13 protein-coding genes and 1 pseudogene are annotated in these 22,017 nt (G+C 46.5%); 7 read left to right on the top strand and 7 right to left on the bottom strand.

Translation table 11 applies throughout. From position 1 onward, the window contains the following. Nucleotides 1-30: 30 nt before the first annotated feature. Nucleotides 31-534: a DUF5991 domain-containing protein gene (locus G499_RS0108275; RefSeq protein ID WP_026999560.1), complete on the bottom strand. Its 504-nt coding sequence runs from the start codon at nucleotides 532-534 to the stop codon at nucleotides 31-33. Nucleotides 535-1,296: 762 nt separating this feature from the next. Here G499_RS0108275 and G499_RS22280 point away from each other — a divergent pair. The 5 genes and pseudogenes from G499_RS22280 (at nucleotide 1,297) to G499_RS0108250 (ending at nucleotide 9,552) form a co-directional block, all read left to right on the top strand. Continuing rightward, nucleotides 1,297-6,027 (top strand): DUF7149 domain-containing protein, encoded by a 4,731-nt coding sequence (locus G499_RS22280; RefSeq protein WP_051296089.1) that lies wholly within the window; start codon nucleotides 1,297-1,299, stop codon nucleotides 6,025-6,027. Between the two features lie 488 nt (nucleotides 6,028-6,515). Further along, nucleotides 6,516-7,430 (top strand): TIGR01777 family oxidoreductase, encoded by a 915-nt coding sequence (locus tag G499_RS0108260; protein ID WP_035726936.1) that lies wholly within the window; start codon nucleotides 6,516-6,518, stop codon nucleotides 7,428-7,430. 139 nt (nucleotides 7,431-7,569) lie between these two features. Continuing rightward, the gene (locus tag G499_RS0108255) at nucleotides 7,570-7,980 is read left to right on the top strand and encodes a hypothetical protein (protein WP_026999557.1); all 411 of its coding nucleotides are present in this window, start codon (nucleotides 7,570-7,572) and stop codon (nucleotides 7,978-7,980) included. A gap of 207 nt (nucleotides 7,981-8,187) precedes the next feature. Next, nucleotides 8,188-8,481 (top strand): annotated as a pseudogene (locus G499_RS22470) (tetratricopeptide repeat protein); the annotation flags it as partial. A gap of 12 nt (nucleotides 8,482-8,493) precedes the next feature. Then, nucleotides 8,494-9,552 (top strand): SpoIIE family protein phosphatase, encoded by a 1,059-nt coding sequence (locus tag G499_RS0108250; protein ID WP_342663928.1) that lies wholly within the window; start codon nucleotides 8,494-8,496, stop codon nucleotides 9,550-9,552. A gap of 136 nt (nucleotides 9,553-9,688) precedes the next feature. Here G499_RS0108250 and G499_RS21050 read toward each other — a convergent pair whose 3' ends face one another. From G499_RS21050 to G499_RS0108220, 6 genes are all read right to left on the bottom strand, one after another. Beyond that, complete coding sequence (locus tag G499_RS21050; RefSeq protein WP_051296087.1) at nucleotides 9,689-11,176, bottom strand: PorP/SprF family type IX secretion system membrane protein; 1,488 nt, start codon at nucleotides 11,174-11,176, stop codon at nucleotides 9,689-9,691. 83 nt (nucleotides 11,177-11,259) lie between these two features. Continuing rightward, on the bottom strand, nucleotides 11,260-13,899 hold the full coding sequence (locus G499_RS0108240; protein ID WP_154658372.1) for an Ig-like domain-containing protein: 2,640 nt from the start codon (nucleotides 13,897-13,899) through the stop codon (nucleotides 11,260-11,262). After that, the gene (locus tag G499_RS0108235; RefSeq protein ID WP_154658371.1) at nucleotides 13,869-14,441 is read right to left on the bottom strand and encodes a hypothetical protein; all 573 of its coding nucleotides are present in this window, start codon (nucleotides 14,439-14,441) and stop codon (nucleotides 13,869-13,871) included. Before G499_RS0108235 ends, G499_RS0108240 begins: the two co-directional genes overlap by 31 nt. Beyond that, the gene (locus G499_RS0108230) at nucleotides 14,392-15,486 is read right to left on the bottom strand and encodes a hypothetical protein (RefSeq protein ID WP_026999553.1); all 1,095 of its coding nucleotides are present in this window, start codon (nucleotides 15,484-15,486) and stop codon (nucleotides 14,392-14,394) included. Before G499_RS0108230 ends, G499_RS0108235 begins: the two co-directional genes overlap by 50 nt. Nucleotides 15,487-15,957: 471 nt before the next feature. Then, nucleotides 15,958-16,881 carry a PfkB family carbohydrate kinase gene (locus G499_RS0108225; protein ID WP_026999552.1) on the bottom strand — a complete coding sequence of 308 codons (924 nt, stop codon included), beginning with the start codon at nucleotides 16,879-16,881 and terminating at the stop codon, nucleotides 15,958-15,960. A 111-nt stretch (nucleotides 16,882-16,992) separates the two neighbouring features. Further along, on the bottom strand, nucleotides 16,993-17,616 hold the full coding sequence (locus G499_RS0108220; protein WP_081413708.1) for a DUF4296 domain-containing protein: 624 nt from the start codon (nucleotides 17,614-17,616) through the stop codon (nucleotides 16,993-16,995). Here G499_RS0108220 and G499_RS21760 point away from each other — a divergent pair. Both G499_RS21760 and G499_RS21045 read left to right on the top strand, forming a co-directional pair. Beyond that, complete coding sequence (locus G499_RS21760) at nucleotides 17,615-17,806, top strand: hypothetical protein (RefSeq protein WP_154658370.1); 192 nt, start codon at nucleotides 17,615-17,617, stop codon at nucleotides 17,804-17,806. The genes G499_RS0108220 and G499_RS21760 overlap by 2 nt on opposite strands. A 110-nt stretch (nucleotides 17,807-17,916) precedes the next feature. Continuing rightward, the gene (locus G499_RS21045) at nucleotides 17,917-22,011 is read left to right on the top strand and encodes a response regulator (RefSeq protein WP_081413707.1); all 4,095 of its coding nucleotides are present in this window, start codon (nucleotides 17,917-17,919) and stop codon (nucleotides 22,009-22,011) included. The last annotated feature ends 6 nt before the right edge of the window (nucleotides 22,012-22,017 follow it).

Below are 22,017 nucleotides of genomic sequence, written 5' to 3'. Positions count from 1 at the left end.
TATTTTACGTCTTTTTTATTAGAAAGCTGCTTATTCGCGCTCAAAGACCACAGTGCGCCCCTCCATCCTTGAGACAGGGGTGTTTTTGGGGTAGCTTACAGAAAGCTGATTGCCATCCAACCGGAGCGTGCAGAGCAAAGCCTTGGGCTTGAATCTATCTGAGCGGAAGAGATCATCTTCTTCAAAATCTTCAAAAATCAACTGCCATTGTTTCCCATCTACAGGGCGGAGCTGGCCTCGGAGTCGGGTCATTGTCTGGTAGCCGTCTATGTGGTAGGAGCCCACTAAGACCCCTGCTGATTCTGTGATTTGAAGTGTATGGAAGAAGTTGATGGGGATGCCACCTGCGCTCTCGCCCACGCTTTCGCTAAAGCTAAAGCGCCCCAAGATATTGTTGTTCACAAGCAGTTCGGGCGAAGTATTGAGCTGGGCTAGTTGGGCTGTAGAGGTATCGTTAGGGGAGGGGCTTTGGCAGGAAAGATGCAAGCAGAACAAGCCCACAACAGCAGGGAATATAAGGTCTGTGTGTTTCATATATTTGACAATATTGGGTGGAACATCAAGCCAAATATACTACAGGCTTACCATCTTTTTCTGAAATTTTTACCAAGGTCTGATTTCGATTGATGAAGCCCCCTAAAATAACCTGAGTATTTTCGACAAGCTTAGCAAAGTGCAATTTTTTGACAATCATTTGTATTGGCCAACTGAAAGCATATGCTATTCGGATAGCCATTGATGAGTTGGCCATTCGCAAAGGGCATAAAGATTATGCTTTTTGATAATTGTGCTTGCGTGTGGGAGGTGCTTGAGAGACGGGATACTAGGACGTTAAAAGACTTCTTCTGCAGCTTATTTAGAAAGCGGATTTTAGTCAGTTGCCTCTAGCGCCAAAATCACAGAAGAGCCAACAAAATAAAGTGTCAATTTGACAAATAAATATTCGAATTTAAAACGAAATTCAGGCTCGACAAAGTGGCACGCAAAACTAAAAAAATGATTGCCACTCACATTGATTTGGCGAAAAATGGGGCTGATTTGCTAATTTAACTTTCGAAATTTTTATTTACATTTGTGCTTAGTCGAAGTGTGGTGTTGTTAAACCCCTGCCTTCGCCAAGCCTTTTCCTTTAAGTTCATTGTAGGAAAGCCAACCACACAAACAGCACATTTGGTTTTGCCCCACACACGAGCCAACGCTCAAAAAACCAAAAGAGCCATTTTTTGGCTAACGTGCTGACACCATTTCGACCGAAAAACTTATCTTAACCGACTGAAAGAAAAGATTGATTGTAAAATGATTTTAAAAGAACTGAAACCAAGAAAGGCGCTGAACAAAGCCTTTTTAAAAGTAAAACCGAACAGGACTGAAATTGAAGCTTTCAAGACCAATCTTATTACTTTACTCGACAGGACAAATGACACCGAAAGCGAAGAGTTTCACAAAAACTTGGTTTCTGACTTTCTAAAAGATACCTATTACAAACAAAATCATTTTATCAATACCAAAGGTCGAAATGACCTTGTGATTCACAACGGACAAAATGCAAACTCGACAGTTGGTGTAATTCTCGAAGCTAAAAAGCCGACCAACAAATCAGAAATGATTACAAGGGAAAACATCAACAAAAAAGCATTTCAGGAATTAGTGTTGTATTACTTACGAGAGAGAATTACCCATAAAAACCTCGAAATAAAACACTTGGTGGCGACCAACATCAAGGAATGGTTCATTTTTGACGAACATTTATTTGAAAGACTTTTTGCTCAAAACAAATCATTTGTAAAACAATTCGAAAATTTCGAGGCAAGCAAGAAATCAACCGACGTATTTTACAAAGAGATTGCCGAGCCTTTTATTGACAGCATCACTACTGAAATTGAATTTACTTATTTCAACATTCAGGACTATGCTCCCCTCTTGAGAGGGGCTGGGGGTGTGTCAAAACACCTCCCTAACCCTCCTCAAGGAGGGAATGATGGGCTTGGGGGTGTGTCAAAACACCTCCCTAACCCTCCTCAAGGAGGGAATGATGGGCTTGGGGGTGTGTCAAAACACCTCCCTAACCCTCCTCAAGGAGGGAATGATGGGCTTGGGGGTGTGTCTAACCCTCCTCAAGAAGGGAATGATAATGCGTTGATTGCTTTATTCAAACTCCTTTCCCCCGAACATCTTCTAAAACTGCCATTTACCAACGACAGCAACAGCCTCGACAAACGCTTTTACAGCGAGTTATTGCACATTATCGGTTTGACTGAAACCAAAGAAGGAAGCAAAAAACTGATTGAAAGAAACAAAGCAGGTGAACGCCACACGGGAACTATTCTTGAAGATGCCATCATTCAGCTTGACAGCTTAGATAAACTTAGCCGACTTGAAAAACCAAACCAATTCGGCAACACACAACAGGAACGACTTTTTAATGTTGCTCTTGAACTTTCCATCACTTGGATAAATAGAATTTTGTTTTTGAAGTTGTTGGAAGCCCAACTCATCACCTATCACAAAACTCCCCTTTCGAGAGGGGCTGGGGGTGTGTCTCCCCTCTCGAGAGGGGCTGGGGGTGTGTCAGAATACAAATTTCTCAATCTTGACAAAATCAAGAACTATGACGACCTGAACAGCTTGTTTTTTCAGGTCTTGGCTCGCAAATATGACGACCGAAACGAAGATGTAATAAAGATTTTTGAGAAAGTTCCTTATCTCAACTCATCACTCTTTGAGCCGACGGAATTGGAGCAGGTTACTTTGTTTATCAGCAACCTGAAAGACGACAAAACCATTCCGATTTTTTCGCAAACCGTGCTGAAAGACCAGCAAGGCAAAAAAAGGTCAGGCAACATTTCTACGCTTCAATACCTGTTTGAGTTTTTAGATGCTTACGACTTTGGAGCAGAAGGCGGAGAAGAAATCCAAGAAGACAACAAAACACTGATTAACGCTTCGGTGCTCGGATTGATTTTCGAGAAGATAAACGGCTACAAAGACGGCTCGTTTTTCACTCCGGGTTTCATCACGATGTATATGTGCCGTGAAACCATTCGCAAAGCGGTAGTTCAGAAATTCAACGAAGCTGCCGCTCCCCTCTTGAGAGGGGCTGGGGGTGTGTCTCCCCTCTCCAAAGGGGCTGGGGGTGTGTCTCCCCTCTTGAGAGGGGCTGGGGGTGTGTCATCCGAAATTAAAAGTCCTTCAAGAAGAGAAATTATTCCTTACAATCCTAAGCTCAAAGAACTTGCACGAGAATTAAGAAACAATAGCACCAAATCTGAAATTATACTCTGGAAGGAGTTGAAAGGAAAATTTGAAGGGAAATATGATTTTCATAGACAAAAACCTTTGGATAATTACATAGCTGACTTTTTCTGTTATGAATTAAAACTCGTAATTGAAATAGATGGCGAAACGCATAATTGGGAAGAAGTTCAAAAAAAAGATTTTCAAAAGGAAACCAGATTAAACGAGTTGGGATTAAATGTTCTGCGGTTTCCCGATTCAGATATTTTTAAACACTTAGAGGCAACTTTAGAAACTATTAGACAGTATATTGAAGGTTTTGAGAAAGGTGATTTGTCATCGTTCTTGTATGAGGACACACCCCTAAATCCCCTCTCAAGAGGGGACTTTTCGCTTCCCGAATCCCTCTCCAGAGGGGACTTAAAAACATCTTCTTCTATTGGGGAGTTTAAGAGCTTGGATGACGTGTATGAGCAAATAGGTGAAGGACGACTTTTTACCCGCCAACAAGCAAATGACATTGTAAACAGTATCAAAATTTGTGACCCTGCCGTTGGCTCAGGACACTTTTTGGTTTCGGCTCTCAATGAAATGATTGCCGTAAAAAACGACTTGAAAATTCTGCAAGACCGTGACGGAAAACGCTTGAAAGAATATCAGGTGGAAGTGGTCAATGATGAATTGATTGTAACAGACGAAGACGGCGAACTTTTTGAATACACACCCCCAAACCCCCTCTCAAGAGGGGACTTTAAGGTTTCAGAAAGTCAGCGAGTACAAGAAACGCTTTTCCACGAAAAGCAAACCATTATTGAAAACTGCCTTTTTGGGGTGGACATCAATCCCAACTCGGTAAAAATTTGCCGTTTGCGTTTGTGGATTGAATTGTTGAAAAACGCCTATTACAAACACCTCCCTGACCCTCCTCAAGGAGGGAATACTCCCCTCTCGAGAGGGGCTGGGGGTGTGTCTCCCCTCTCCAAAGGGGCTGGGGGTGTGTCTCCCCTCTCGAGAGGGGTCGGGGGTGTGTTAGAAACCCTCCCCAACATTGACATCAACATCAAATGCGGAAACTCCTTAGTAAGCCGTTTTGCCATTGATGCCGACCTGAAGCAAGCACTCAAAAAAAGTAAGTGGACCATTGACAGCTACCGTACAGCCGTTGCCACGTACCGAAACGCTGAAAGCAAGGAACAGAAACGAGCAATGGAACGACTGATTGCCGACATTAAAGCAGATTTCAGAACCGAAATATCCTTGAACGACCCCAAACTAAAGAAGCTACACAAACTACAAGGCGACTTGTTTCAACTCACCAATCAAGAGCAATTGTTTGAAATGAGCAAAAAGGAACAAGCTGATTGGAACAAGAAAGTAACGCAACTAACCGAAGAAACCAAGAAGCTTGAAACCGAAATTGAAGCAATAAAAGCCAACAAGATTTTTGAAAATGCTTTTGAATGGCGTTTTGAATTTCCCGAAGTGCTGAATGATGATGGCGATTTTGTGGGCTTTGATGTGGTGATTGGAAATCCACCTTATATACAACTGCAAGCAATGAAAGAGGCATCGGAGCAATTGAAAAGATTTGAGTACCAAACCTACGAGAAAACAGGCGATATTTATTCGCTTTTTTATGAAAAAGGAAATCAAATTTTAAAACAAAACGGTTTCTTGGCTTATATCACTTCCAACAAATGGATGCGGGCAGGCTACGGAAAAACTACCCGAAATTATTTTTTAGAACATACCCAGCCCGAACTCCTGATTGATTTGGGCAGCGGCATTTTTGAAGAAGCAACGGTTGATTCTAATATCTTGATTTTCTCTAAAAAAGCCAATACAAAAGCCTTCAAAGCCTTGGACATCAGCAAAGAAAAACAAGTACAACACATTGAGGCTTACCATAATAATTTTTTGTTGATAAATCCTCAAAAAGACGAAAGTTGGACAATTGCCTCCGAAATAGAGCAAAGCATCAAAGCCAAAATTGAAAGAATAGGCAAACCACTAAAAGAATGGGATATACAAATTAATTATGGTATAAAAACGGGCTACAACGAAGCCTTTATCATTGACGGCAAGAAAAAAGACGAGCTCATTGCCCAAGACCCCAAAAGTGCCGAAATCATCAAACCCATTCTCCGAGGCAGAGATATAAAAAGATACAAAGCCGAATTTGCGGATTTGTGGTTGATAAATACACACAATGGCGTTAAGGATAAAAATATTCCAAGAATTGACGTAGTGAAAGATTATCCTGCAATTTACAAACACTTATTGCAGTATGAAACACAACTACAAAAAAGACAAGACAAAGGCGACCATTGGACAAACCTACGTAACTGTGCTTACATCGAAGAATTTGAAAAGGAGAAGATTGTTTATATTGAAATTCAAACTGACAATAAAGCGGAAGGTTATGATTTTCCTTGTTTTCAATATGACAAGAAAAATACAGTGGTATTGAATACAGGTTATATAATGACAGGGAAAGGTATAAAATATATTTTGTCTGTTTTAAATTCTTCTTTTGGTAGATTTTTAGTAAAAAATTATGTTATCAGATTATCTGAAAGACAATTTAGAATGTTAGCTATGTATGTTCAAAACTTTCCCATTCCCGTACTTTCTCCAATGGAGCAGCAGCCCTTTATAGATTTGGTAGAGCAGATTTTAGCCCAAAAAGAAAAAGGCGAAGACACCACCGATTTAGAAAACCAAATAGACCAATTGGTTTATCAGCTTTATGAGTTGACGGAAGAAGAAATTAAAATTATTGAAACAGCATAGACCAACACAAATGCCAACGCTTCACGGCCACGCCATTACGAACGAGTTTTTAATGGTGTTCGTGAATGCTTGGCATTTGCCAAGTCTCACCAGCCGACGCGCACGCACAATTATCACAACAGCATAATCTTTACGCCCTTTGCGAATGGCCAACTCATCTATGGCCTATCCGAGTAGCATAATGCTTTCCGTCAATCTAGCACGGCAGTAAATGCCGACAACGCGCTGCTCAACCTCAAGGTTGGGTACCTCTCTATCTCTGGTAAACCAAGTAATTTTTCAATATCGAAGTCATACCCGGTCTTATCTTTTCGCCAAATTTACGGAAGAACCCCAAAAATGGTGCTTTGCTAAGCTTATCGAAAATATTCACGTTGACATAAGCCTTAGGGCCAATCAACTTTTTGTGCTTGTGAGGGGTTATAGTTTAGGAGTTGGAAGAGGGGGATTGGTTTTTATAAACATAATAAATTTTATCAAACGCATATATGGCAACCATACTCATTACTGGAGGTACCGGATTGGTAGGGCAGGTGCTTACAACACTATTATTGTCAGAGGGCTACGAAGTCCGGTATCTCAGTCGCAGCGCCAAACCAGTAGGGGCTTTCCCGCAGGTGGGCGTGTATGCTTGGGATATTGAGGCACAAACCATCGATATGGCGGCCTTAGACGGGGTGGAGGCCGTCGTCCACCTAGCCGGCGCGGGGGTAGCCGACAAGAGCTGGACGGCAGCCCGTAAGACCGAGATTTTGACGAGCCGTACCGAATCGACCCGCTTGCTGGCGACAGCCCTAGCCCGCTTGCCAGCGCCACCCAAGGTGTTGGTATCGGCTTCGGCCATAGGCTACTATGGACTAGATACCGGCGCGGCACTCCAAACAGAAGATAGCCCCGCCGGGCAAGACTTTCTGGCTGACGTAACCGGCGCTTGGGAGGATGCTTTAGTGCCTATCACGAATATGGGTATCCGCACGGTGAAGCTGCGCATCGGCATTGTGCTCAGCACCCAAGGCGGAGCCTTGCCCAAGCTCATAGCTCCCATCAAGCTAGGCGTGGGGGCTGCCTTGGGCAGCGGCCAGCAATATATGTCTTGGATTCATATCGAAGACCTAGTCCGGATGTTTTTGTATTGTATACAAAACAGCCATACAAAGGGTGTGTACAATGCAGTGGCTCCCAACCCCGTAACCAATGTGGCGCTCACCCGCGAAGCAGCCAAAGTGCTCAAGCGCCCACTTATCTTACCTCCTGTACCGGCTTTTGCGCTGAGGTTGGTCTTGGGCGAAATGGCGCAGATGGTCTTGGGAGGCAACAAAGTAAGCGCCACACGCATTGTAGAGGCCGGATTCCGGTTTCGATTCGAGCAATTATTGCCAGCCTTGGAAGATTTGTTGGGGTAGCAATGGCTGCCTAGCTTGTTGGCGAAGGGTTGGAAGTATACTTTTTATCAAGAAAACAAACATGTAATCGTCTTTAGTGCTGCGTATTCGTATATCAGGGAGAACAAACACGTATTTTTCCCCTAAAACTCACACCACCATGAATGTATTGAAAGAAAACAATTGGATTAGCGTTAGCTATGACGCGAGCAACAAACACCTCCGGGCTACTTGGAAGCCGGAAAGTGCTGACATGCCCGAAGATGATTTTCGGGCAATCAACAGTTTTTATGTAACCTGCTTTCAGCATCATACCATCACCTCTTTTTTGATAGATTCCCGCGAATTTAATTTCCCCATCTCCCCAGAAGCACAGACTTGGGTAGGAGAAGAAATTATTCCGGCGGTGATAAACCTTGGCCTTAGTCGTTTGGCTTTTATGATGAGCAAGGAATTTATCGCGCAGCTGTCTATTGAGCAGACTATGGAAGAGGGTGGGAATGTGCCGTTTCAAATAAAGTATTTTTCAGACTTGGACGAGGCTCAGGCTTGGTGCTTTGCGGCAAAATAGCCTACAATGACATATTTATGGAGTACCTTACGAACCCCCGGAGAATCGGGGGTTTTGCTTTATACCCAACGCCTTGGCTTTATTTGACAAAATACCCGCTGTTTTCAAGACCAATGCCACTTGCTTTACAGATTTTAGAAAATCATATCAGGACTATTCAATATTTCATCTGCCATTACAATAAGTATTTAGCCTGACGGCTTTCACAATATCGCGCATATTTATCGACACACCAAGGAGTATCCTCAAGCGCTGGCCTATTACCAAAAAGCACTACAAATACGGCAACAGCTGCGTGATAAAAAAGGAGAAGCCAGCTCTCTGAGTAGTCTAGGAGAAGTATATGAGGCCTTGGATAGTTTGAACTTAGCACTCCAATACCATCATCAAAGCCTAGAGATACAACAAGAGATTGGCGACCAAAGGGGAATGGCCAATAGCCTTATCTATATCGCCGGAATTTATACAAAACAACAACAATATGAGCAAAGCGCAGACTATGCGCAGCGGGGGATGCTTGTGGCCCAAAGAATAAAGGCGCTTTTGGAAGTCAAAAATGCCAGCAAGGTACTTTATCAGAATGCCAAGCAGCAGAAAAATTATGTGAAGGCGCTCGAATACCACGAACTCTATAAGCAAACCGATGATGCTATTTTCAATATAGACAAAGCCAAGAGCATTACCAATCTCGAAACACAGACCGAGATAGCCCGAAAAGAACAAGAAATAGCCTTGCTCAACAAGAATAAAGCCTTGCTGGAGAAAGACAATGAGCTGCAAAAAATAGAAAACGAACGACAACGCAATGCCAAACTTGCTCTCGAAAAACAAGCCGAGGCCGACAGGCTCGCCGCCTTGGCTAGACAAGAAAAAGACCAGCGCAAACAGGATAGCCTCCGGACATTGGCCCAAGAAAAACAGCTCGAAGCGGATGGACTAAAGGCCAAAGAACAACAACTCAAAGCCGAAAGCAAGGCACGACAGCTCGAAATTCTCAAAACAAAAAAAGAACAACAACTGCAACAGACCTTGCTCTATCTGAGCTTGGGCAGCCTGTTGGTGATGATGGTGTTTGTGTATTTCATCTACCGCTCGCGCCAAAAAATATCCCAACAACATCGCCGCATCCGACAACAAGCCAAAGAACTACAGCAAGTCAATGAGGAACTGGTACAACAACAAGATGAAATCACGACGGCCAATGAGAGCCTAGAGCTGACCAATCAGCGCTTGTATCAAACTGCCAGTATGTTGAAATCCAGCATCCATTCTGCCAAAAAAATCCAAACAGCCATATTGCCTAGGGTAGAAAAAATGGATAAATTGTTGCAACACTACTTTGTCTTATATCGACCTAAAGATGTGGTTTCGGGTGATTTTTATTGGATTGATGAAGTAGAAGGGAGGGTTATCCTGATTGTGGCAGACTGTACCGGACACGGGGTAGAAGGTGCTTTTATGATATTGATAGCCAGTACGTTGCTAGAGAAAATCATTAATGTGTGGCAAATTACCCAGCCGTCCGAAATCTTGACTAGGCTGCACCAAGGGATAGAAAAAATATTGCAATAAAAAGACACCCTCAACGTGCTTCCTCTGGTGGTTGTCGAGTTATTCAAAACATAGGTAACCGCCAAGGAGCAAAAGCCTGTAGAAAAACATCAGCCGCCAGTATTGAGCTGGCGGCTGATTAGTGAGATGTCTGATTTTAGTCGGGGTAAGTAACCCTAAACTCTACCCTACGATTGAGATAGCGGTTGGCTTCGGTATCGTTGGGGGCAACAGGTTTGTCGGGGCCGTGCCAAGAGATTTTGATACGATTGGGGTCTATACCCGGATATTTTTGGAGAACCAGGGCACGCAATGCTTCAGCACGTTTTTTGGAGAGGGCGATATTGCCGGCACGGCTGCCGACGTTGTCGGTATGGGCTTCGATTTCGATGGTGGCATCAGTAAAATCAAGCATAATTTCGGCTACTTCGTCGAGCAACTCTGTGGAGGTTTCGTCAAGCTCTGCACTACCAGTTTTGAATCGGAATACCCCTTGTTGGAGTTTGCGCGCACGTTCCTTCATCAGCATCGGCTGCTCAGGGATGTTGAGCATTGGGAGTTTATTGCTGACATTGACCGGACGCTCGACATAAGGAGCCATATCGATAGGGTCGGCATTGGTGAGTGGGCAACGCTTCATCTTCTTGAAGAGCCTGACGGCGATGGTAAACTCAAAAGTACTGCGTCCTTGCCAGTTGCGCGAGTTTTGCGAAGTAGGCAAATCCATATTGAGCGCCACGGTGTACTGCGGTTGTTCCCACTCTACACAGGCCACAAAGGCTTGGTTGTGGTTATACCAGAGGCCGGCATTCACATTTCCGGCTTTGACCAAGGGATTGTTTGCAGCGCCATTGATTTTATACTTGCCAAAAAGCCCTGTCGTTAACTCATCAGAGCCGGAGCGGTTAATCCAACGGAACGTAGGGATAAGGGCCAAGCGGTCGTTGGAGAACACCTCTGCCCCCCCGATGATGGTCCAGTGGTGTGGCAAGACATCAGTAATGTCGTTGTAAAACGAAGTTTGTGGGCGGTTGATGTTGAAAACAGAGACGCCTAGATAGGCTTTCTGACGGCCTTGCGCATCATTCATAAACCACATCACGCTGGGCGTAATCACGGTATAGCCTCTATACTCGGAGCTAAAGCTTTCGCCGCTGGCGGCGTTGGGGTCAAATATCCCTCCGTTGAACTGCGAGTCGGTGGTCAATCCATTGAGATTGACACCACGCTGAAAATACCCGGCTTGTAGGCCTACATTGACAAAGTGCTGTAATTGGCGCTTGGGGGTAGGGTTGGCAATGCGGAATCGGTGTGCATAGGTCAACATAATACCGTTGTTGCTCAGAAATTCCCCTGGGCGGTCGTTCAGTACGGCCAAGCCCAAGGCACCAAAACGTTCTTCGGAGCAGCGCTTCAAAAAGGGGTGGATGATAGAGGCGATGGCCGTACGGAAGCCCTCGCCGGTGGCATTGGGCTGGTTACGGTAATTGAGCGTAAAGGCGATATGCTCTTGGTTGGCAATCATCGCCGGGCTATTGATAAAGGGGGTGTTGTGGTACTGAGCGAAGTTAAAGTCTTCCTGAGCTTGTAGCGCCGTAGCGCCCCAAAACAGTAACAACACTGCGAAAAACCATAATTTTTTCATAATCATTGTGGGTAGTCGGCGTGCTCATTTCCCCAACCCGCCCTTGGGCGGGCTGAAGAAAGAGTAGCCTTAGTAGTTAGAAGTTATCTTGCTAGATTTACTTTACCAGTATTGCCTTGGTAGTTGATAGGCTGTCCGCCACACTGTCCGCTCAGGGTCCAGATATACATCCCGATAGGTTGGTCTTGGCCATTGTGTTTGCCGTCCCATCCTGTTTGGGTAGCTTCGTTGACATTGGTAGTGCGGTATACCAAGTTTCCGGCACGGTCATAGATGCGGAAATCTACGGCAGTAAGGTTGTTGGCGCGCAAGATAAAGCGATCGTTGTTGCCGTCGTTATTAGGCGTAAAGAGATTGGGCAGGAAGAGGTTACATTGCCCGATTTCTACTCTAACGAGTATGGAGTCTCTGCGGCTACAGCCGTTGATGTCCGTCGCTTCTACGGTATAGTAGGTATCTGCCGTAGGGCGTACAACAATCTGGTTTCCGGTAGCCGATTGGTTGACAATCGTTTGGGCATTGTTCCAGATATACGTATTGGCACCGCTGACAGTGATGGTAGCCGTAGCGCCGGGGTTGATTACAGCATTGTCTACACTTAGCTGCAAGGTAGGAGCGGGCAAGGCGCTGATTGTCAGCGAGGCTGTACGGGGCTGTTCGCCGGTGCAGTTGTTGCTAGTGGCTACTACTTGGTAGGCGGTAGTGGCTGTGAGCGGGCCTACTTCAAAGACAAGATCTTGTCCGTTGCCGTTCTGTGCTTGTCCGACATTGGTTTCACCTACCCTGATTTGGTAGCTCACGCCGTTGAGGCTGTTGGGCACAGTCAGGCTGAAGTTGCTACCAAGGCAGAAGCTGTTGGCCGAGGCTGTCAGGGCTGGGGTAAACTCACCGAAGAGTAAGATATTGGGTCTGGTGTTGAGCTCGACACTTTGTCCGCAGCTCACGCTGTTGGCCAAAATGGTGAATGTTGTACTGGCGCTGAGGTTTCCGGTGTTGAATGTCAGCGTAGCACCATTGCCGTCTTGTGGAGCGCCGACATCTGTTCCGTTGGCACGGAGCTGGTAGCGTACTCCTGATTGGCTGTTGTTGACCAAGATGTCGGTATTTCCATTCACACACACCACGCCGCTAGCTACAGTTACAGCCGTATTGGCATCGATTATGGGGCTTACCGTCAGGCTTACCTTATTGTTGAGGCGGTCTACACAAGTGCCTTGGGTAGCTTCAATTACCAGTACCATAGACTGGGCAGGGGTGAAGCTGAAGGACTGTGTGCTGCCATCGCCCACAATAGGGTTGCCTACAGGGTTATTGTTGGCCTCATTGATAAACTGGTAGGTTACCCCGGCTTGTGTGTTGTTGATGCTGAGGGTGGTGCTGCTACCCGTACAAATCGCAGTTTGTGTAGCGCCTGTTACCAAGGTCAGGTCAGGGCCTGCGCAGCGCAGTGGCGATGAGCCGGCGGGGGTATTGTCGCGGTAGTTGGGGTTGCCATCGTCGTTGCGGTCTGGTTGGCCGGTGGCAGTACCGCCATAGCGCAGGCCTCCGTTAGTGTTGGGGTCTAGCAAGTCTACCAGTCCGTTGCCGTTGGTATCGCGGTAGCTTGGCGATCCGGGTGTTAGGAATGCCGGGCGTGGAGCGCCTTCGAGCCAATCAGGGATGTTATTGTCATTGGCATCTACCGTACCATAAATACCCGGATTGCCATTGGCAGCTTCAAAATCAGCACCACGTTTGCGGTAATCATCAATGCTGAATCCGTTTTTGTTATCGTCGTAGCCCTCTACAAAATCAGGCACACCGTCGTTGTCAGCATCGAGGTCGAGATAATCGGGTTGGTCAGCGCCATCGGTGTTGATAGGCGTGATAAACGTTCCCCCCATTGGGTCGCCATAAGGCAAGAAGGGAGGCGTGGTATTGGCGGAGTTGAAATAGCGGTCAAAGGCATCGTCGATACCATCGGCATCAGCATCCATACCGCTGAGCTGTATAGGAGGATTGGGAGGTACAATGCCGCCAGTTACGGCTGCGTTGGCCTGGCTTTCGATAAGGTCTATGATGCCATCATTGTCCGAATCGATGTCTTTGTAGTTGGGTAGGCCGTCGTTATCAGCATCAGGCATTGTCTGAGTACCAGCGCCGGGGGTATAAGCACCTAGGGCTGTTCCCGGAGTGCCGCCAAAGATGATAGGGTCTACGCTGTCGATGATACCATCAAAGTCCGCGTCTGTTACGTCTGAGAGCACGAGCGGCTTGCTAGTACTGCCATATAATGTTTTGATGCCATCGTTGCCTACAATACCGTTCTGGTTGGGATCATTCACCCCACCGGCTTCGGCATAGTCCGTGATGCCATCGTTGTCGGAGTCGAGGTCGAAAATATCGGGGATACCGTCGAGGTCGCGGTCAAAGTTGTCATTGATACCATCACCATTGACATCGACAAAGCCCGGCAGGTCAGCATCACGGTAGTTGGGGATGCCGTCATTGTCGTGGTCTTGGCTGGGGTCTATGATGTTGTTGGGGTTGTTTTCTATCCAATCTGGGATACCATTGCCATTGAGGTCTACGTTGGGGTGGATGGTATGGCCGACCTCGATGATGTCAGGAATACCGTCGTTGTCATCGTCAAGATCGATGATATCAAAAATACCATCACGGTCGTGGTCATTGTTGACACAGAGGTCAGCATCTACGACATTATAGGTGAATGAGCGTTGCAAATCCAAACCTGCAAACCAAGAGTTAAGGGTATTTTCGTTACCATTATTGGCTGTTGCATTATTACCATTATACACCCAGCGCCTTTCAACACCAGCAGGAGTAGGGGGTTGGTTAGCTGGAAAATAGAAGAGTTTGGGTGCACAGTCAGAGAGCCACCTGTTCCGGTCAAGATATCGCTATCATCCCAATAAAGAACGCTGCTGAGGCGTTGAAACGGGCGTACAGCACTTTGTGTAATGCCATTGAAGTTCTCCACATCAAACATAGGAAGGTGCGTAATACCTGCCAACATAAAGATGATTTGCCCATCGAAGCCTGTTCCGGCAGTATGGACTTCGCCTTGGCGCTCTCTCAAGTTCCAAGGAAGATAAGTAGTGCCGGGAGTAATATCTCTAAATAAAATAACATCGTTGGACGAAGCGCTGAAGTCATAACCATTTTTATCAACGTCTAAGGCAATCTGTAGCTGACCTACAATGTTTGATTCGACCCTAAACAAGGCCATAGACTCGTGTGGGCAACCTGCCAAGGCATTTTTCATCACATTGATGGCATCGGGGCTGAGGGGGAAGTTCCTGAGGTGTACGACTGTAGTCAAAATCAAGCAGTAGTACTTGGTTGAACCAAACCTTGATTATCGGTTGTATAGTACTGTTGGGGTATACACTGATGTCAGGGTCGTTTAAGAATATTTTGTGCTCTGCGATGTCTGTACCGGCACGGTTGATAGCATCACCTCTAAAGCTTTTACGGTTGAATAATGCATCTCCTGTGCGGTTTGTGCCAAAACTGTTAGAGACGACCGTAAACACAAAAGGTGCCATTTGGGCTTTGAACTTGTTTACAAAGCCATCAAAAGTATATACAAAAAACTCTGTAGATATAAAGTTGTTGAAACCATTGGAGCTAAGTCCCCAGTTGCGCGACCACAAGCGCCCAACTGATTCGTTGGGGTTGCCCGGAGCGCTTACCAATACATCATTTCCATCTGTAACAGTGATGTCGAAAAACTCAATATTATAGGCAGGCGGGTTGGTGTTTACCACACTACCAAAACTGCCAGCATTCCAAGTTTGAAACTCTATGTAATAGTCTCCTGTTTTAGTGGCTGTAAAGCTTCTCGGAGTGTAGCCTGTGGTAATGGTACTCCCATTTTTGGTGATGCCATTGGGGCCAGTGATGGCTTGACTATAGTTGTCAATATAGCCGGGGTCGTTATTAAGCCCTGCTGTTGCATTGGTGGGCACTACTTGGCGTGCAAACCCAGTAACATCGACTCCATCAGGGTCTTTGAAACGGAACGAGAGGTTGGCTGCTGTTCCTGTACCGAGTTTCATGCCAAAATAGACTTTTTCACCAGCTTTGAGATGAATGTGTAGACGATCTGATTCGCGTGCGCCTTCCAACGCAAAGTTAGGGGCTTGGCTACGTCTAAAGGTGATGTAACAAGTACCTTGTGGGTTATTACTCCCATCAGGGGGCATCAACTGCCGCGTCCCTTCTTGGGCTTGTACCTCAGCGATACTCCATCCGAAGAGCAATGTAGCTAACAGCAGCAGCAACAAACGGGGTTGGTGTGTCATCATAAGTTTGTAAGTATTTGACTATGGAAAGTAATTTGGAAAAAATGATAATTAAGTTAAGCAGATGGGTTGGTGGGGTGTATAAGTTCTTTGAAATAGCTTGATTTATTACGTGGGTTTTTATTCTTTTTTTTCCTATTTTTTTATACTTCTATTCCCTAAAAACTCCCAAAACATTTTACTATATCAAACAAAGGTACGGGCTTATTGTGTTTTAAGGTTTGTATACATTGGTTTTTTCGACAAAAATACCCGCTGTGTCGATTAATAGGTATATACCAGCTGTCAAAATTACTTACGTAAGGTATGTGTTATAACTTGAATGTATTGTTGCTTTTGTTAGTAAAATGTTACGTAGTTGTTTTACCGGATATAGCCTCTGGGTAAATACAGTAGTAGCTGAGGGGGTAAAAACTGGATACAAAAAACCGCCCCTAGGGGCGGCAATTTTTTCAAAAAATATTTAAAAGAAGCCTATTGCAGCTCGATTTCAAACTGTACAAGGTCTACAAACTCACGAATGCGGGCGTTGAGCGCCTCGGCGGTAAGTTTGGTAAGGGCTTCGGGGCCAAACTTTTCTACACAGAAAGAAGCCATGGCAGAGCCATAAATGATGGCACGTTTCATATTGTCGAAAGAGATGTCTCCGGTTTGTGCCAAGTAGCCAATAAAGCCACCGGCAAAAGTATCACCGGCACCGGTAGGGTCTACAACATCTTCGAGCGGCAGGGCAGGGGCAAAAAACACCTGATTTTGGTGGAATAGCAGTGCGCCGTGTTCGCCTTTTTTGATGATAAGAAACTTAGGCCCCATCTGGAGGATGTCTTGCGCCGCTTTTACGAGCGAAGATTTGCCCGAGAGCAGGCGCGCCTCTTCGTCGTTGATAGAAAGCACATCGACCAGCTTGAGTGTTTCGCGCAGCGAGTCCATAGCCACCTCCATCCAGAAGTTCATCGTATCCATCACAATCAGCTTAGGGCGCTTGCGGAGGCGGTGGATGACTTGGCGTTGAATATCGGGGGTGAGGTTGCCCAAAATCAGGTATTCGCAGTCTTGATAGCTCTCGGGGATGACCGGGTCAAAATCAGCCAATACGTTCAAATCCGTTACCAAGGTGTCGCGGCTATTCATATCGTGGTGGTAGCGGCCTTTCCAGTAAAACGATTTTTCGCCCTGCTTTATTTGCAGGCCGCTAGTGTCTACCCCTTGTGCTTGGAGCTGGGCAATATCGGCTTGGGGGAAATCATCGCCCACAACAGCAACAATATTTACTTTTGGGGCAAAGTACGATGCCGAAAGGGCAATATACGTACAAGAGCCGCCAATGACGCGCTCGGCGTTGCCGAAGGGCGTTTCGATACTATCAAAAGCGACCGTACCAATAGAAAGGAGAGACATAGCAATGATAAAATTTGGTGAAAACAATGAGGTCAATACAACAAAGGTACACAAGCTGCTTCTTTTGTACCAATAGCCAAGCAGATTATTTGTCGCAATCCTGTTTTAGGCCTATTCGAGCGCTTGTTTGCTGGGTTTCTGTACGCGGTTGTAATACTGCTCGGTAGCCATCCGATAGATCACCAACATCTCACGTTCTTGGGTTGCTTCTACCTCGCGGCGGACACTCTGGTAGTTCTCCGGAATATTGTAATACTGTGCTATAAACCGCTGCAATATAGGGTTGTTGCTTTGCAGCTTGCCGTTGTAAATGGCCAATGCGTCGCCGGCATAGAAGGCTTGATTTTTGATGAGTTGCAAAATCTCCTGTTCTTCGGGGGTTTGCTCGATGGTCTTGTTTTCGGCGCGCTCAAAACGGGCCAACAGGCTATCCGCCACAGCCTTGTATACTTGGTCGAGTTGTTTGATGTTTTGGAGATAATGGTCGTAGTTTTGATAGTAAGTATCGGCATCTGTACCGTGTTTGGCAAATACCTTCTCCTGAAAACTCAAATAGACCAAGCGCAGCGAGTCCCGCGATTTCGAACTATTAATGAGGTCATTGACTTGCGCTTCTACAATGTGTAAGTCAATCAGAATATCCACCATTTTTTGGGGCTCCAAAAGGGTATCGGGTTGTTTTGGGGCTTGGCAAGCCACCAATAAGCATATCGCCAATAAACTAAACTGTTTCATGCTTGCAAAAATACTAAGCACAGGCGTAAAAACACGCAACTGTGATATTTTGACAAGACTTCGCCGCAAGATTCTCGTGCTTTTCCGCGCCTGTGTCTTCACAGGCAACTGTCAACATCCGTTGTTTGGCGGTTTTTGCAGCGCCTCAGGGTGGCAGACAACGCTTAGTATCCCCACCAAGCCGGACTAACCTTGTTGGTATTTCTGCGTAAAAATGCTTATATTGAGCATATTTATCAGGATTGGTGTACGGTATTACAATGCCTGATAAGCGAGCATAACATAATAACAAACAATCTGATGAGGCGAACAGAACAAGCACGGCTCGATGCCTTGGCTTCGTACCATATCCTTGATACTCCTCCTGAAGCGTGTTTTGATAGGCTGACCCAGCTGGCGGCGAACATCTGCCAAACACCGATGGCCTTTATTACTTTGATAGATACAGACAGGCAATGGTTCAAATCCAAAATAGGTATTGAAGAGCAGGAAACGCCCCGCGAACATTCTTTCTGTCAGTATACCATCCAAGGGGAGGGTTTATTGGAAATACCGGACACGCGGCTCGACGAACGCGTCAAAGACAAACCCTCTGTTACAGATGCCCAGCATCCGATACGTTTTTATGCGGGATACCCCCTGATAGATGCCCAAGGCTATCGTCTGGGCTCTATTTGTGTGGCCGATCAAGTGCCTAAGAAGTTGCTGCCCTCACAACAGCAAGCCCTACGCTTATTGGCCGAGGAGGCGATGGAGCAAATCGAACAACACCGCCAGCGAGAACAACACCGCATTATTGCCGATTTTACCTATCATTGGGAATTTTGGCTTGCCCCCGATGGGCACTACTACTATGTCTCTCCAGCTTGTGAGCGCATTACGGGCTATGACCCCAAGGTGTTCTACGATCATCCAGAGCTGTTTTGGGAGCTTGTAGCCGAAGCAGACCGCTATGAGTTGAGGGCTAACGTAGAAGCTTACTTGCAGCAAAAATCCGTGCAAATAGCCGATTTAGAATATGCACTATACGACAGCAACGGTCAGATACACTATCTTTCGCTTGTTTGTAAGGCAGTTTATGATGCTTCGGGTCGGTTTTGGGGACTGAGGGGCAGCAATCGCGATATTAGCGAACAAGTAGCCCAGACCCGCTCTCGTTTAGAAGAACTGGCCGAGCTCAACGCAATCTTAGCCAACCAGTCTATCTATATACTCAAAATCAATGAACAGGGACAATACAATTATGTCAACAACTATTACCTCCAAGAGCACGGCTATAGCCGCAAGGAGATTATCGCCAAGCCCTTCAGCTTGGGGGTATACAAGGCCGAAGAAGTCGAACAGCTACAAGATATTGTCCTGAAATGTCTGGCCGAGCCTCAACAAGCTCACCGGCTGATACTCACACACCAGACCACCAAAGGGCTACGTACGACAGAGTGGGAGCTGACAGGGCTGCTCAGCGCTAGCGGACAGACTACCGAGATACTTTGTGTGGGCTACGATATCAGCAAACGTATCCAAAAAGAGCAAGAGCTACAGAAAGCCTACACCTTGTTGGAGCAAGTCAATGAAGCCGGGCGTATCGGTACTTGGGAGCTTGACCTCCATACATTCAAGACCACCTGGAGCAAGGTAACCAAAGAAATATTCGAGGTATCCCAAGACTACGAAGGCGATGTAGAGAGTGGGTTGTTTTTCTATAAAGAAGGCTACAGCCGCGATACCATTACCCGTGTCTTCAACCAAGCACTGACACACGGAGTCCCTTTCGACGAGGAGCTACAGATCATTACGGCCAAAGGCAAAGGGTATTGGGTGCGGGTTATCGGTATTCCTGTATTTGAACATCACAAACCGCAGCGAATCTATGGTCTGCTTCAGGACATAGACGAGCGCAAGCGTGCCGAGCAAGCACTCAAGGCGCAGGCGCACCTCCTCGAAAGCATCAACGAAATGCAGGGGAGTTTTATCGCCAAGCTAGACACCCATCAGGCTTTTGAGATGGTCTTACAACATCTGATCAGCTTGACGTATTCGGCCTATGGCTTTATTGGAGAGATACTGAAGGACGAACACAACCAGCCGTACCTCAAAACCTTTGCCATCAGCAACATCGCCTGGGACGAAGACAGTCAGGCCCTCTACGAATCTTTTGCAGCAGGAGGGATGGAGTTTAGGAATCTGGATACACTCTTTGGGGAGGTCATCAAAACCCAGAAACCGCTCATAGCCAATAACCCGGCTATTCATCCGGCCAGTGCGGGAATCCCGCCCGGGCATCCTTCCTTGGAGGCTTTTATGGGTATTCCGTTTGTAATCAATGGCCAACTGATAGGCCTGGCCGGTGTGGCCAACTGCCCCGAAGGCTATCACGAAACCCTAATCCAACAGTTGCAGCCTTTTTTTGCTACTGTGGGGCAGCTCATCCACGCCAAACGCCAACACAACGAGCGCCAACATATCTTGAAAGAACTACAGGTGGCCAAAGACCAAGCAGAGGCCGCCAACGAGGCCAAATCTCTCTTTTTGGCCAATATGAGCCACGAAATACGCACTCCGCTTAACGGTATCATTGGCTTTACAGACTTGCTGCTCAAAGCGCCCATCAACCCTACCCAACAACAACATCTCAATATCGTACATCAGTCGGGCGAATTGCTCCTAGATTTAATCAATGACATCCTCGATTTCTCTAAAATAGAAGCCGGTCGGCTAGAGCTAAACCCAGAGCCTGTATCGCTCGAAATGATTTGCAAACAAGCGGTAGATATGGTCAAATATCAGGCTCAACAAAAGCATTTGGAGCTACTCATAGACCTTGATGCGGCCTTGCCTGAGCGTGTCTTGGCGGATGAGGTGCGGCTGCGCCAAATATTGGTCAATTTGCTCAGCAATGCCGTTAAGTTTACAGAAGCAGGCGAGGTCTGTCTACAACTTAGGCTCATCACACAACAAAATCGTCAGGTAAGCCTTCGCTTTGCTGTAGAAGACACCGGCATCGGGATTGCCCCCGAAAACCGCCAACGGATCTTCGAAGCCTTTTCGCAAGCAGATGCCTCTACCACTAGGCGTTTTGGGGGCACAGGCTTGGGCCTTACCATCTCCAACCGCTTGCTGGCGCTGATGGGCAGCCACCTCGAACTTGATAGCAGCCTAGGCCAAGGGAGCACCTTTTGGTTTACCCTGAGTCTGCCCGCCATCGCACAGGCATTGCCCTTGCCGCCTCCAGAAATACCACAAAGAGTAATGGTCATTGATGATAATGTACGCCAACGCCAAATATTGACCCAAATGCTGACACAGTGGAAGGCAGAGGTAAGCCTAGCCGCTAATGGCTTGGAGGCGCTGGCGCAAATCTCACAACAGCCCGACAACTATGACCTTATCTTGCTTGACTACCGGATGCCTTATATGAATGGGCTAGAGGTATTGCAAAAACTGTATCAAATCATTGACGCTCCGATACTGCACCAAAAGCTGATTTTGATGGATGACACCGCTGCGCAATATGCTGAAGCTGATTGGCCGCAGCAGGTGATTTGTCTTCAGAAGCCGGTCGTTCCCAGTGTTCTTTGGGCACACATCCGGGCGCTAAAGGCTCCCCACAGTATGGTTTCGATACCCACACAAGAGCTGAACCCCATGCTACAAGCGCAGGCACGGATTTTATTGGTCGAAGACAATCCTGTCAATATGCTCCTGACCAGTACTTACTTACAGGATGCCTTTCCCAAAATTACCCTATTACAAGCCGTTCACGGACAGGAGGCCGTGGCACAATTTGAACAATATCGCCCCCAAATCATCATCACCGACTTGCAAATGCCGGAGATGAATGGCTATGACCTTACCCAATATATCCGCCAACAACCCGGTGGAGCGCATATACCCATCATTGCCCTTACGGCGGGAGTAGCCAGTGGTGAGCGCAGCCGCGCCCAAGAAGCCGGAGTAAATGAGTTTTTGCCCAAACCTATTTCCCAGAAAGCCCTGATAGCGGTTGTAGAGCGATACTTATCTGTGTTGAAAGATGCTTCTGACGAGAACGACAGCCCAACTTTAGGCCCTGATGAAGCCCTACTGACTCGGTTGGTAGGAGAAAGGCCTGACCTGAGAGCCAAACTACTCGCTCTGGCCGAACAGGTGTTTGTACAAGCAACACAACGCATAGAAGAAAGTCTTAAGAAGCAAGACCCCAAAATGCTCAAAGCTGCCCTGCACAAGGCAAGAGGAACAGCCCTTAATCTCCAAATAAAGCCGCTTTATGAGCAGAGTGAAGCTATTGAAAGTCAGATAGATGCCAATACCCCTCTGGCAACACTTGAGGCCGAGGTTGAGCGCTACTTGAGACAAATAAAACAAACAGTGTTAACGATTCGAAAAATGAACTAAATATTT

Source organism: Eisenibacter elegans DSM 3317 (assembly GCF_000430505.1).
GTDB lineage: Bacteria > Bacteroidota > Bacteroidia > Cytophagales > Microscillaceae > Eisenibacter > Eisenibacter elegans.
The sequence above is the reverse complement of the archived record's forward strand: the minus strand, read 5'-3'. Positions and strand labels throughout refer to the sequence as shown.